The sequence below is a fragment of the Lelliottia sp. EB106-05-01-XG201 genome (assembly GCF_058791735.1).
This window is the reverse complement of record NZ_JBYTDV010000001.1, coordinates 4,579,359-4,591,653: the sequence shown is the minus strand read 5'-3', so window position 1 is coordinate 4,591,653 and position 12,295 is coordinate 4,579,359. Positions and strand designations below refer to the sequence as shown.

The window sequence follows — 12,295 nt, the reverse complement described above, 5'->3', positions numbered from 1 at the left end:
GTTCCTGTTTTTCGTGATGGCGGCAGTATAACGCTAAATAATTCCCGTTGCAGGAAAGCGGCTAACTCTTGCTTTTGTGCCTTCTCCTGCGATGATAGAAACAGAAAGCATGAACTTACGGGCAACCTATAATGAAAAACGTTTTTCGAACGCTTGCCGTTCTCATCACTTTGTTTAGTCTGACTGGCTGTGGTCTGAAAGGGCCGTTGTACTTCCCGCCGGCAGATAAAACCGCTCCGCCGCCAACCAAACCCGTGCCAAGCCAGATTGAGTCATCGACACCGGTGAGCAACGATCGCGGCGACAACGGTGGCCCAAGCCAGGTCAACTTCTGACAATCAGTTGTTCAACCGCGCAATGGAGTAAATGATGCAGTTCTCTAAAATGCATGGCCTTGGCAACGATTTTATGGTCGTCGACGCGGTAACGCAGAATGTCTTTTTTTCCCCTGAGCTGATTCGTCGCCTGGCGGACAGGCATCTGGGAGTGGGGTTTGATCAGCTGCTGGTGGTCGAACCGCCCTACGATCCCGATCTCGATTTTCACTACCGCATCTTTAATGCCGACGGTAGCGAAGTCTCCCAGTGCGGCAACGGTGCGCGCTGCTTTGCGCGCTTCGTGCGCCTGAAAGGGCTGACCAACAAGCGCGATATTCGCGTCAGCACGGCGAATGGTCGCATGGTGCTCAGCGTCACCGACGACGAGCTGGTGCGCGTCAACATGGGTGAGCCCAACTTCGAGCCATCGGCGGTTCCCTTCCGCGCCATCAAAGCGGAAAAGACCTATATTATGCGGGCGGCCGAGCAGACAGTATTGTGCGGCGTTGTCTCGATGGGCAATCCCCACTGCGTGATTCAGGTTGATGATGTGGATATCGCCGCCGTCGAAACCTTAGGCCCGATAATGGAAAGCCACGAACGCTTCCCGGAACGCGCCAATATCGGTTTCATGCAGGTGGTGAAACGCGAACACATCCGCCTGCGCGTGTACGAGCGCGGCGCGGGCGAAACGCGTGCCTGTGGCAGCGGCGCGTGCGCGGCTGTGGCTGTCGGCATCTCGCAAGGGTTACTGGCAGAAGAGGTTCGCGTGGAATTGCCGGGCGGTCGTCTTGATATCGCCTGGAAAGGTCCGGGTCATCCACTGTATATGACTGGCCCGGCGGCACATGTATACGACGGGTTTATCCATCTATGAAACAACCAGGGGAAGAACTGCAGGAGCTCATAACGGAACTGGATGACAGGACGGTTGTGGATTATCTGCTGCGCAATCCTGAGTTTTTTATCCGCAATGCACGCGTGGTCGAACAGATGCGCGTGCCGCATCCGGTGCGCGACACCGTCTCGCTGGTCGAATGGCACATGGCGCGCTCGCGCAAGCACATCGATCAGCTGGAAGAGAACATGACCCTGTTGATGGAACAGGCCAGTAACAACGAGAGCCTGTTTTATCGTCTGCTGCATCTGCAGGCGCGGCTGGCGTCGGCGCACAGTCTGGAAGAGTTCCTCAGCCGTTTTCATCGCTGGGCGCGCGAGCTTGGCCTGGCAGGGGCGACGATTCGCCTGTTCCCCGATCGCTGGCGCATCGGCGCACCTTCCGGCTTCACCCATCTGGCGATAAGCCGTCAGGCGTTTGAACCGCTGCGCATTCAGCGTCTTGGGCATGAGCATCACTATCTCGGCCCGCTGAACGGACCGGAACTGCTGGTGGTGCTGCCTGAGGCCAAAGCCATCGGTTCAGTCGCCATGTCCCTGATGGGGCGCGAAGGCGATCTGGGCGTGATGTTATTCACCAGCCGCGACGCGCATCATTACGAGCAGGGACAAGGCACGCATCTGCTGCAGGAAATCGCCCTGATGCTCCCTGAGCTGCTGGAGCGCTGGATTGAGCGCGTATGACAGATTCCCTGCTTGCACCTCTGGTAGCGCGTTTCCTGCGCTATCTGGGCGTTGAACGCCAGCTGAGCCCTATCACGCTACTGAACTACCAGCGTCAGCTTGATGCCATCATGCAGATTGCCGACGAGATCGGCCTGAAGAGCTGGCAACACTGTGACGCTGCGACCGTGCGCGGGTTTGTGGTGCGCAGCCGCCGCAAAGGCTTAGGCCCGGCGAGCCTCGCGTTACGTCTTTCTGCCCTGCGCAGTTTCTTCGACTGGCTGGTGAGCCAGGGCGAACTCAAAGCCAATCCGGCGAAAGGCATCTCCACCCCGAAAGCCCCGCGTCATCTGCCAAAAAATATCGACGTCGATGATGTGAATCGTCTGCTGGATATCGATCTTAACGATCCGCTGGCGGTGCGCGACCGCGCCATGCTGGAGGTGATGTACGGCGCGGGATTACGTCTTTCTGAGCTGGTGGGTTTGGATCTTAAACATCTCGATCTCGATACCGGCGAAGTGTGGGTGATGGGGAAAGGCAGCAAAGAGCGCCGTTTACCCATTGGCCGCAATGCGGTGGCGTGGATTGAACACTGGCTGGATCTGCGCGGTCTGTTTGGCGCAGAAGAGAACGCGCTGTTTCTCTCGAAGCTCGGGAAACGTATCTCTGCGCGAAACGTGCAGAAGCGTTTTGCCGAATGGGGGATCAAGCAGGGGCTGAACAGCCACGTTCACCCGCATAAACTGCGCCACTCCTTTGCGACCCATATGCTGGAGTCCAGCGGCGATCTGCGCGGTGTGCAGGAGCTGTTAGGCCACGCCAATTTATCGACCACCCAAATCTATACCCATCTTGATTTTCAACACCTTGCTTCGGTGTATGACTCGGCGCATCCACGCGCAAAACGGGGGAAATAATGCGTTTTTACCGCCCACTGGGTCAGATCTCTGCCCTGACGTTTGACCTTGATGACACCCTTTACGACAACCGCGAAGTGATCCTGCGTACCGAGCAGGAAGCGCTGGCGTTTGTGCAAAACTATCATCCCTCTTTAAAAACGCTGCAAAACAAAGATTTCCAGCGCCTGCGCCAGTTATTGCGTGAAACCGAACCGGAGATCTACCACGACGTGACCGAGTGGCGACGTCGTGCCGTTGAGCAGGCGATGCTGAACGCCGGGCTGAGCGCGCAAGAGGCGGCGCTGGGCGCAGAGGCCTCGATGGCGAACTTTGCCAAATGGCGCAGCCGCATCGACGTGCCGCAGGAAACCCACGACACCCTGGCATTGCTGGCTAAAAAATGGCCGCTGGTGGCGATCACCAACGGCAACGCGCAGCCGGAGCTGTTTGGTCTCGGCGACTATTTCGAGTTTGTCCTGCGCGCCGGTCCGCACGGGCGCGCGAAGCCGTTTAACGATATGTATCACCTGGCCGCGGAAAAACTTAGCCTGCCGCTCGGCGAGATTTTGCACGTGGGCGATGACCTGACCACCGACGTAGCAGGTGCGATCCGCTGCGGGATGCAGGCCTGCTGGATCAAACCGGAAAATGCCGACCTGATGCAGACCGCCGACAGCCGCCTGTTGCCGCACGTCGAAATTTCGCGGTTGGCATCCCTGACCACGCTGATATAATCACCAGCAGTATTGTATAAATAACCAGGTTTTGGTGCCAATGGACGTTTCTTACCTTCTCGACAGCCTTAATGACAAACAGCGTGACGCGGTTGCCGCGACGCGGACCAATATGCTGGTGCTGGCTGGAGCGGGCAGTGGTAAGACACGTGTTCTGGTGCATCGCATCGCGTGGCTGCAGAGCGTAGAAAACTGCTCGCCTTATTCCATCATGGCCGTGACCTTCACCAACAAAGCGGCGGCGGAGATGCGCCACCGTATCGCCCAGCTGATGGGCACCAGCCAGGGCGGCATGTGGGTCGGCACTTTCCACGGGCTGGCGCACCGTCTGCTGCGCGCGCATCACATGGACGCCAACCTGCCCCAGGATTTCCAGATCCTCGACAGCGAAGACCAGCTGCGTCTGCTCAAGCGCCTGATCAAGGCGATGAACCTCGACGAGAAGCAGTGGCCGCCGCGTCAGGCGATGTGGTACATCAACGGTCAGAAAGACGAAGGGTTACGCCCGCACCATATTCAGAGCTTCGGCAATCCGGTGGAGCAAACCTGGCAGAAGGTTTATCAGGCCTACCAGGAAGCCTGCGATCGCGCCGGGCTGGTGGATTTCGCCGAGCTGCTGCTGCGCGCCCACGAGCTGTGGCTCAATAAACCGCATATTCTTCAGCACTATCGCGAACGCTTCACCAATATCCTGGTGGACGAATTCCAGGATACCAACAACATTCAGTACGCGTGGATCCGCCTGCTGGCGGGCGACACCGGCAAAGTGATGATCGTCGGCGATGATGACCAGTCGATCTACGGCTGGCGCGGTGCGCAGGTGGAAAACATCCAGCGCTTCCTCAACGATTTCCCCGGTGCCGAAACCATCCGTCTGGAACAGAACTACCGTTCGACCAGCAACATCCTCAGCGCCGCCAACGCCCTGATTGAGAATAACAACGGGCGTCTGGGCAAAAAGCTGTGGACCGACGGCGTCGACGGCGAACCGATTTCCATTTATTGCGCGTTCAACGAACTGGACGAAGCCCGCTTTGTGGTGAACCGCATTAAAACCTGGCAGGAGAACGGCGGAGCGCTGGAGCAGTGTGCCATTCTCTATCGCAGCAACGCCCAGTCGCGCGTGCTGGAAGAGGCGCTGTTGCAGGTCAGCATGCCGTACCGTATTTACGGCGGGATGCGCTTCTTCGAACGCCAGGAGATCAAAGATGCGCTCTCGTATCTGCGCCTGATTGCCAACCGCAACGACGACGCGGCCTTTGAGCGCGTGGTGAACACACCAACGCGCGGCATCGGCGATCGCACCCTCGACGTGGTTCGTCAGGCTTCCCGTGACCGCCAGCTGACGCTGTGGCAGGCGTGCCGTGAGCTGTTGCAGGAAAAAGCGCTGGCAGGGCGTGCCGCGAGCGCATTACAGCGCTTTATGGAACTGATTGACGCTCTGGCGCAGGAAACGGCTGACATGCCGCTGCACGTGCAGACCGATCGGGTGGTGAAAGATTCCGGCCTGCGCATGATGTACGAGCAGGAAAAAGGCGAGAAAGGCCAGACGCGTATTGAGAACTTAGAGGAACTGGTGACGGCAACGCGCCAGTTCAGCTACAACGAAGAAGACGAAGATCTGATGCCGCTGCAGGCATTCCTCTCCCACGCGGCGCTGGAAGCGGGCGAAGGGCAGGCGGATACCTGGCAGGACGCGGTGCAGCTGATGACGTTGCACTCGGCGAAAGGGCTGGAGTTCCCGCAGGTGTTTATCGTCGGGATGGAAGAGGGGATGTTCCCGAGCCAGATGTCGCTGGATGAAGGCGGGCGTCTGGAAGAAGAGCGTCGCCTGGCCTACGTGGGCGTCACTCGTGCGATGCAAAAGCTGACCCTGACATACGCGGAGACCCGCCGCCTGTACGGCAAAGAGGTGTATCACCGTCCGTCACGCTTCATCGGCGAGCTGCCGGAAGAGTGCGTGGAAGAGGTGCGTCTGCGCGCCAGCATCAGCCGTCCGGTGAACCATCAGCGGATGGGCACGCCCATCTCGGAAAACGATACCGGCTACAAGCTGGGCCAGCGCGTTCGCCACTCAAAATTTGGCGAAGGCACCATCGTCAATCTGGAAGGCAGCGGCGAGCACAGTCGCCTGCAGGTGGCGTTCCAGGGCCAGGGGATCAAATGGCTGGTCGCGGCCTACGCCAAGCTGGAAACAGTGTAACGTTCAGAAAAATATCATTATTTTGTAATAATCTGCTAGCCTTATAAGCGTAAGGCTATTTATTGCCCTTCAGCGTCCCGTTGCGTGTTGACGCCATCGTTATTGCTGGCGTAACATGCGCGCACGATTACGCTAAGAGGACATTCGCCTTGGACACACCCAGTAGATACTGGCTCAATTCCCTGTCATCCAGGAACAACTCCTAAGGCTATCTCCTCTTGCTGATGGCCTTAGTGGTTGTCAGCGACCTGCTTAATTCCCGTCGCGCTGAGTCAGGCTTTTAATGGTCTGAAACCCATATTGTTTCTGTGTGCCCACCGAACTGTCCGATATTTTTTGCATTGGGAGTCCCGGTCATGTTGAGCGCATTTCAACTGGAAAAAAACCGACTGATTCGGCTTGAAGCTGAAGAGTCACAGCCCCTCATTGATGCCGTATGGGTGGATCTGGTCGAGCCGGACGACGATGAACGCCTTCGCGTACAGTCAGAGCTCGGGCAAAGCCTGGCAACCCGCCCGGAACTGGAAGACATCGAGGCCTCCGCGCGTTTCTTTGAAGACGAAGACGGCCTACATATCCACTCCTTCTTCTTTTTTGAAGATGCGGAAGACCACGCCGGTAACTCCACCGTCGCGTTTACTATTCGCGATGGCCGCCTGTTCACCCTGCGCGAGCGCGAACTGCCTGCGTTTCGCCTCTATCGTATGCGTGCCCGCAGCCAGGCGATGGTCGACGGCAACGCCTACGAGCTGCTGCTCGATCTGTTCGAAACCAAAATCGAACAGCTGGCGGACGAAATCGAAAACATCTACAGCGATCTGGAAAAGCTGAGCCGCGTGATCATGGAAGGTCATCAGGGCGATGAGTACGATGAAGCGCTCTCTACGCTGGCGGAGCAGGAAGATATCGGCTGGAAAGTGCGTTTGTGTCTGATGGATACCCAGCGTGCGTTGAACTTCCTGGTGCGTAAAGCGCGTTTGCCGGGCGGTCAGCTGGAGCAGGCGCGTGAGATCCTGCGCGATATCGAATCCCTGCTGCCGCACAACGAATCCCTGTTCCAGAAGGTGAACTTCCTGATGCAGGCGGCGATGGGCTTTATCAACATCGAGCAGAACCGCATCATCAAGATCTTCTCGGTGGTATCCGTGGTGTTCCTGCCGCCGACGCTGGTGGCGTCGAGCTACGGGATGAACTTCGAATTTATGCCGGAACTGCGCTGGAGCTTCGGCTACCCAGGCGCGATTATCTTTATGATCCTCGCCGGGCTGGCGCCGTATCTCTATTTCAAACGTCGTAACTGGCTTTGAAAATCTGGCGGGTGGCGCTGCGCTTACCCGCCCTACAATCTTTGTAGGCCGGATAAGGCGAAGCCGCCATCCGGCAAAAAACCACTACAACCCTTTCCGCACCCTACGCTGGGTATAAATCGCATCAGCAACAAACACCGCCAGCGCGACCCAGATGAACGCGAAGGTCACCATCTTATCCGCCCCCGGCACTTCGCCGTAGAACACCACCGCCAGCAGGAACATCAGCGTCGGGCCGATGTACTGGAAGAAGCCGAGCGTCGACAGGCGCAGGCGCGTGGCGGCCCCGGTGAAGCACAGCAGCGGAATGGTCGTGACCACGCCCGCGGCAATCAGCATCAGGTTCAGCGACCACGGGTTATTACCCATATGGCTGGTGCTGCTGTCGGCGATGCCGAACAGGTAAATCGCGGCCAGCGGCAGCAGCCACAGGGTTTCAAACAGCATCCCGGTTTGTGCTTCCACGGCGATTTTCTTACGCACCAGACCATAAAACGCGAAGCTAAACGCCAGCCCCAGGGCGATGATCGGCAGCGAGCCGAAAGTCCAGAGCTGTACCAGCACGCCGCAGAGTGCCAGTAATACGGCCACCCACTGCATCCGGCGGAAGCGTTCGCCGAGGAACAACATCCCCAGCACGATATTCACCAGCGGGTTAATGAAGTACCCCAGACTCGCTTCCAGCATGTGGTGGTTATTCACCGCCCAGATGAACAGCAGCCAGTTGCCGCCGATCAGCACCGCCGACAGCGCCAGCAGGAATATTTTCTTCGGGGTTTGCAGCAGGGTTTTCACGCCTGACCACTGACGGCTCACGCTCATCAACGCGATCATAAAGAAAAACGACCAGATCACGCGGTGGGTCAGGATTTCGTCAGCCGGGACAAAGTAGATCAGCTTGAAGTACGCGGGCGCGATACCCCAAATAAAATAAGCGGCAAGGGCGAGTAAAACGCCCTGCCGCGTCTGTTTAGCATCCATCGGGATAATCCGTTACAAGAAAGTAAATTCATTTTACCCGATTAAACCGTCTCAACCCACCATATAAGTGGCGGTTGCGCTGGCGATGTAAACCTGCTCTTCGTTATGCAATTCGACGCGTGCGACAGCGACCTTGTTGCCCGCGCGCAGCAGGCTGCTGGAGGCGGTAAAACGATTTCCGCGACCCGGACGCAGATAGTCCACGCGCAGATCGATGGTGCCCATCCTCGATAAGCGCTGACGCAGCTCGTCTTCATTGATGGTGTCATGACGCGCCAGCGTGCTGCCCACGCAGACCAGCCCGGCGGCGACATCCAGCGCCGAGGCGATCACCCCGCCGTGCAAAATGCTTTGCGCCCAGTTTCCCACCATCATCGGCTGATTATTAAAACTCAGCTGAGCAAATCCCTTCTCGTAACGCTCCAGCTCCAGCCCCAGCGCGCGGTTAAAGGGCATGTGGTAGACAAAAATCTCCCCCACCAGTTTCAAAGCTTCTTCAGCGGTAAGCGTGGCTGACATGAACAGTCGCATCCTTCGTTGTTAACAAAATGTTGATTTTATGCTTCAAGGATAAGGATTTCCACTTTCAGAAACGAGGAGGGGAAGTTAATTGAGAAATAGGTAGAATGTGTCGCACATAACTATTCACATAATTTCTAATTTGCAGGAGAACACCACCGATGCGGATGTATCTGGGTTGGTTACTGGCGGCGGTTGCGCTGCCCCTCACAGCATTTGCGCAGGAAGCGACGCTCAAAGAGGTACACGATAAGCCCGCCGTGCGCGGCAGCATTATCGCTAACCTGCTTCAGGAGCATGACAATCCGTTCACGCTCTACCCGTACGACACCAACTATGTGATTTATACCCAGACCAGCGATCTGAACAAAGAAGCGATCAGCTCCTACAACTGGTCCGATAATGCGCGCAAAGACGAAGTGAAATTCCAGCTCAGCCTGGCCTTCCCGTTCTGGCGCGGCATTCTGGGGCCGAACTCGGTTCTGGGCGGCTCTTACACGCAGAAATCCTGGTGGCAGCTCTCCAACAGCGGCGAATCCTCTCCGTTCCGTGAAACCAACTATGAGCCGCAGCTGTTCCTTGGCTTTGCGACCGATGACGAATTCGCAGGCTGGACGCTGCGCGACGTGGAGTTTGGCTTCAACCACGACTCCAACGGGCGTTCCGACCCGACTTCCCGCAGCTGGAACCGTCTCTACACCCGCCTGATGGCGCAAAACGGCAACTGGATGGTGGAAGTGAAGCCGTGGTATGTGATTGGCGATACGGATGACAACCCGGATATCACCAAATACATGGGCTACTATCAGCTCAAAATCGGCTATCAGCTGGGCGACGCGGTGCTGAGCGCGAAAGGTCAGTACAACTGGAACACCGGCTACGGCGGCGCAGAGCTGGGCTTAAGCTACCCGATGACCAAACACGTGCGCATCTATACGCAGGTGTACAGCGGTTACGGCGAGTCGCTGATCGACTACAACTTTAATCAAACGCGCGTCGGCGTGGGCGTGATGCTGAACGATCTTTTCTAGCCTGCTCGAATGTTTTTGCGTTAAACGTTGAAGTTTCTCTCTCAGGCGCTGAAAATAGCGCCTGTTTTGTATCTGGCAAATGGGGTTAACGTGGCGCAGGCGGAAGTAATGAATCAGGAATCGCTGGCTAAACAGGTTTTGCAGGAAACCTTTGGCTATCAGCAGTTCCGCCCTGGCCAGGAAACCATCATTGAAACCGTGCTGGAAGGCCGTGACTGTCTGGTGGTCATGCCGACTGGCGGCGGGAAATCGCTCTGCTATCAGGTGCCCGCGCTGGTGCTGGACGGCCTGACGGTCGTCGTATCGCCGCTCATTTCCCTGATGAAAGACCAGGTGGATCAGCTGCTGGCGAACGGCGTTGCCGCTGCCTGTATCAACTCCACCCAGACCCGCGAACAGCAGCAGGACGTGATGGCGGGCTGCCGTACCGGGCAGATTCGTCTGCTGTACATCGCCCCTGAACGCCTGATGCTGGATAACTTCCTCGATCATTTGGCGCACTGGAATCCGGTGCTGCTGGCGGTCGACGAAGCGCACTGTATCTCCCAGTGGGGACATGATTTCCGTCCGGAATACGCCGCGCTCGGCCAGCTGCGTCAGCGCTTCCCGGCGCTGCCGTTTATGGCGCTCACCGCGACGGCGGATGACACCACGCGTCTGGATATCGTGCGCCTGCTCGGGCTGAACGATCCGTTCATTCAGGTTAGCAGCTTCGACCGCCCTAACATCCGCTACATGCTGATGGAAAAATTCAAGCCGACGGACCAGCTTCTGCGCTACGTGCAGGAGCAGCGCGGCAAATCCGGCATCATCTACTGCAACAGCCGCGCGAAGGTGGAAGACACCGCCGCGCGTCTGCAAAACCGTGGCTTTAGCGCCGCGGCCTATCACGCCGGTTTAGAAAACCACATCCGTGCCGACGTACAGGAGAAATTCCAGCGCGACGATCTGCAAATCGTGGTCGCCACCGTCGCCTTCGGGATGGGGATCAACAAGCCGAACGTGCGCTTTGTGGTGCATTTCGACATCCCGCGCAATATCGAATCCTACTATCAGGAGACGGGCCGCGCCGGACGCGACGGCCTGCCTGCGGAAGCGATGCTGTTTTACGATCCAGCGGATATGGCGTGGCTGCGCCGCTGTCTGGAAGAAAAACCGCATGGTCAGCTGCTGGATATCGAACGTCACAAGCTCAACGCGATGGGCGCGTTTGCCGAAGCGCAAACCTGCCGTCGTCTGGTGCTGCTCAACTATTTTGGTGAGGGGCGTCAGGAGCCGTGTGGCAACTGCGATGTTTGCCTCGATCCGCCGAAGCAGTACGATGGCCTGATGGACGCGCGTAAGGCGCTCTCAACCATTTACCGCGTGAATCAGCGCTTTGGTATGGGCTACGTGGTGGAAGTGCTGCGCGGCGCGAACAACCAGCGTATTCGCGAGATGGGCCATGACAAGCTGCCGGTCTATGGCATTGGCCGCGAACAGAGCCACGAGCACTGGGTGAGCATTATTCGCCAGCTGATTCACCTCGGCTTCGCCACGCAAAACATTGCCCAGCACTCTGCGCTCCAGCTCACAGAAGCGGCGCGCCCGGTGCTGCGCGGCGAGTTAGAACTCCAGCTCGCGGTTCCGCGCGTGATTGCCCTGAAACCACGCGTGGCGCAAAAATCCTACGGCGGCAACTACGACCGCAAGCTGTTTGCCAAACTGCGCAAGCTGCGTAAGGCGATCGCCGACGAAGAGAACATCCCGCCGTATGTGGTGTTTAACGATGCGACGCTGATTGAAATGGCCGAGCAGATGCCGCTCAGCGCCGGTGAAATGCTCAGCGTTAACGGCGTCGGTACGCGCAAACTCGAGCGCTTCGGCAAAGAGTTCATGGCGCTGATCCGCTCTCATGCGGATGGTGACGATGAGGAGTAGTCAGCCCGGCTAAAAAGTGCCAGGATGGTGACTCACTGAACTATTCTCCCGCGAGTTAATTATGTTGATGCTATTCCTCACTGTGGCGTTGGTGCACATCGTTGCGCTGATGAGCCCTGGCCCTGACTTTTTCTTCGTTTCGCAGACCGCCGTCAGCCGCTCCCGTAAAGAGGCGATGATGGGCGTGCTCGGGATTACCATGGGCGTAATGGTCTGGGCTGCCGTGGCGCTGCTCGGCCTGAACCTTATCCTCGCGAAAATGGCTTGGCTGCATAACATCATTATGGTCGGCGGCGGCCTGTATCTGTGCTGGATGGGCTACCAGATGCTGCGCGGTGCGCTGAAGAAAGAAGAGGGCGTTGCTGCACCAGAGCCGAAAGTGGAGCTGGCAACCGGCGGTCGCAGCTTTGTGCGCGGTTTACTGACCAACCTCGCCAACCCAAAAGCGATTATCTACTTTGGCTCGGTGTTCTCTCTGTTCGTCGGTGACGACGTCGGCGCAGGCGCGCGCTGGGGCATTTTCCTGCTGATCGTCGTCGAAACCTTCGCGTGGTTCACCGTGGTGGCGAGCCTGTTCGCCTTACCGTCCATGCGTCGCGGCTATCAGCGTCTGGCGAAGTGGATTGATGGCTTTGCGGGTGCGCTGTTTGCAGGGTTTGGTATTCACCTGATTATTTCGCGCTAAGCTCCTCTTCTATCGAGACAGGGCAAGCAGCCCTGTCTTTTTCCTAAAGTCCCTCTTCAGACTCTTTCCAGCTATCTTTCGCGATCATGCTCACAATCGTGCGTGTTTTTCCGTGGGAATATATTTCCATTGATTT

13 protein-coding genes are annotated in these 12,295 nt (G+C 57.5%); 11 read left to right on the top strand and 2 right to left on the bottom strand.

The features are described from left to right. Positions 1–131: 131 nt before the first annotated feature. From lptM to corA, 8 genes are all read left to right on the top strand, one after another. The gene (gene lptM, locus AC3WS9_RS21460; protein ID WP_282493916.1) at positions 132–335 is read left to right on the top strand and encodes an LPS translocon maturation chaperone LptM; all 204 of its coding nucleotides are present in this window, start codon (positions 132–134) and stop codon (positions 333–335) included. A gap of 34 nt (positions 336–369) precedes the next feature. After that, positions 370–1,194 carry a diaminopimelate epimerase gene (gene dapF, locus AC3WS9_RS21455; protein WP_095283888.1) on the top strand — a complete coding sequence of 275 codons (825 nt, stop codon included), beginning with the start codon at positions 370–372 and terminating at the stop codon, positions 1,192–1,194. Next, the gene (locus AC3WS9_RS21450) at positions 1,191–1,898 is read left to right on the top strand and encodes a DUF484 domain-containing protein (RefSeq protein ID WP_285145521.1); all 708 of its coding nucleotides are present in this window, start codon (positions 1,191–1,193) and stop codon (positions 1,896–1,898) included. Before dapF ends, AC3WS9_RS21450 begins: the two co-directional genes overlap by 4 nt. Then, the gene (gene xerC / locus AC3WS9_RS21445) at positions 1,895–2,797 is read left to right on the top strand and encodes a tyrosine recombinase XerC (protein ID WP_282493918.1); all 903 of its coding nucleotides are present in this window, start codon (positions 1,895–1,897) and stop codon (positions 2,795–2,797) included. The genes AC3WS9_RS21450 and xerC overlap by 4 nt, the downstream gene beginning before the upstream one ends. Continuing rightward, on the top strand, positions 2,797–3,513 hold the full coding sequence (yigB, locus tag AC3WS9_RS21440) for a 5-amino-6-(5-phospho-D-ribitylamino)uracil phosphatase YigB (RefSeq protein ID WP_282493919.1): 717 nt from the start codon (positions 2,797–2,799) through the stop codon (positions 3,511–3,513). The genes xerC and yigB overlap by 1 nt, the downstream gene beginning before the upstream one ends. 40 nt (positions 3,514–3,553) lie before the next feature. After that, positions 3,554–5,716 carry a DNA helicase II gene (gene uvrD, locus AC3WS9_RS21435; protein WP_285154658.1) on the top strand — a complete coding sequence of 721 codons (2,163 nt, stop codon included), beginning with the start codon at positions 3,554–3,556 and terminating at the stop codon, positions 5,714–5,716. Positions 5,717–5,865: 149 nt separating this feature from the next. Next, entirely contained in the window at positions 5,866–5,922 is a 57-nt protein-coding gene (ysgD, locus tag AC3WS9_RS21430) for a YsgD/CorL family protein (protein ID WP_212743980.1), read from the top strand. A gap of 150 nt (positions 5,923–6,072) precedes the next feature. Further along, positions 6,073–7,023, top strand: a complete 951-nt coding sequence (gene corA, locus AC3WS9_RS21425; RefSeq protein WP_285145519.1) for a magnesium/cobalt transporter CorA — start codon at positions 6,073–6,075, stop codon at positions 7,021–7,023. An 84-nt stretch (positions 7,024–7,107) separates the two neighbouring features. Here corA and rarD read toward each other — a convergent pair whose 3' ends face one another. Further along, positions 7,108–8,004 carry an EamA family transporter RarD gene (gene rarD / locus AC3WS9_RS21420; protein WP_282493921.1) on the bottom strand — a complete coding sequence of 299 codons (897 nt, stop codon included), beginning with the start codon at positions 8,002–8,004 and terminating at the stop codon, positions 7,108–7,110. Between the two features lie 51 nt (positions 8,005–8,055). Beyond that, positions 8,056–8,523 carry an acyl-CoA thioesterase YigI gene (yigI, locus tag AC3WS9_RS21415; protein ID WP_492490222.1) on the bottom strand — a complete coding sequence of 156 codons (468 nt, stop codon included), beginning with the start codon at positions 8,521–8,523 and terminating at the stop codon, positions 8,056–8,058. A 161-nt stretch (positions 8,524–8,684) separates the two neighbouring features. On the opposite strand from yigI, the gene pldA reads away from it, so the two are divergent. The 3 genes from pldA (at position 8,685) to rhtC (ending at position 12,159) form a co-directional block, all read left to right on the top strand. Continuing rightward, complete coding sequence (gene pldA, locus AC3WS9_RS21410; protein ID WP_282493922.1) at positions 8,685–9,554, top strand: phospholipase A; 870 nt, start codon at positions 8,685–8,687, stop codon at positions 9,552–9,554. A 90-nt stretch (positions 9,555–9,644) separates the two neighbouring features. Beyond that, positions 9,645–11,474, top strand: coding sequence for an ATP-dependent DNA helicase RecQ (gene recQ, locus AC3WS9_RS21405; RefSeq protein WP_492490221.1), 1,830 nt, complete (start codon positions 9,645–9,647; stop codon positions 11,472–11,474). A gap of 61 nt (positions 11,475–11,535) precedes the next feature. Then, positions 11,536–12,159, top strand: a complete 624-nt coding sequence (gene rhtC / locus AC3WS9_RS21400) for a threonine export protein RhtC (protein WP_095283876.1) — start codon at positions 11,536–11,538, stop codon at positions 12,157–12,159. Positions 12,160–12,295: the final 136 nt, after the last annotated feature.

Coding starts and splice junctions, on each gene's coding strand:
- lptM (WP_282493916.1), top strand. CDS start 132: ATGAAAAACGTTTTTCGAACGCTTGCCGTTCTCATCACTTTGTTTAGT.
- dapF (WP_095283888.1), top strand. CDS start 370: ATGCAGTTCTCTAAAATGCATGGCCTTGGCAACGATTTTATGGTCGTC.
- AC3WS9_RS21450 (WP_285145521.1), top strand. CDS start 1,191: ATGAAACAACCAGGGGAAGAACTGCAGGAGCTCATAACGGAACTGGAT.
- xerC (WP_282493918.1), top strand. CDS start 1,895: ATGACAGATTCCCTGCTTGCACCTCTGGTAGCGCGTTTCCTGCGCTAT.
- yigB (WP_282493919.1), top strand. CDS start 2,797: ATGCGTTTTTACCGCCCACTGGGTCAGATCTCTGCCCTGACGTTTGAC.
- uvrD (WP_285154658.1), top strand. CDS start 3,554: ATGGACGTTTCTTACCTTCTCGACAGCCTTAATGACAAACAGCGTGAC.
- corA (WP_285145519.1), top strand. CDS start 6,073: ATGTTGAGCGCATTTCAACTGGAAAAAAACCGACTGATTCGGCTTGAA.
- rarD (WP_282493921.1), bottom strand. CDS start 8,004: ATGGATGCTAAACAGACGCGGCAGGGCGTTTTACTCGCCCTTGCCGCT.
- yigI (WP_492490222.1), bottom strand. CDS start 8,523: ATGTCAGCCACGCTTACCGCTGAAGAAGCTTTGAAACTGGTGGGGGAG.
- pldA (WP_282493922.1), top strand. CDS start 8,685: ATGCGGATGTATCTGGGTTGGTTACTGGCGGCGGTTGCGCTGCCCCTC.
- rhtC (WP_095283876.1), top strand. CDS start 11,536: ATGTTGATGCTATTCCTCACTGTGGCGTTGGTGCACATCGTTGCGCTG.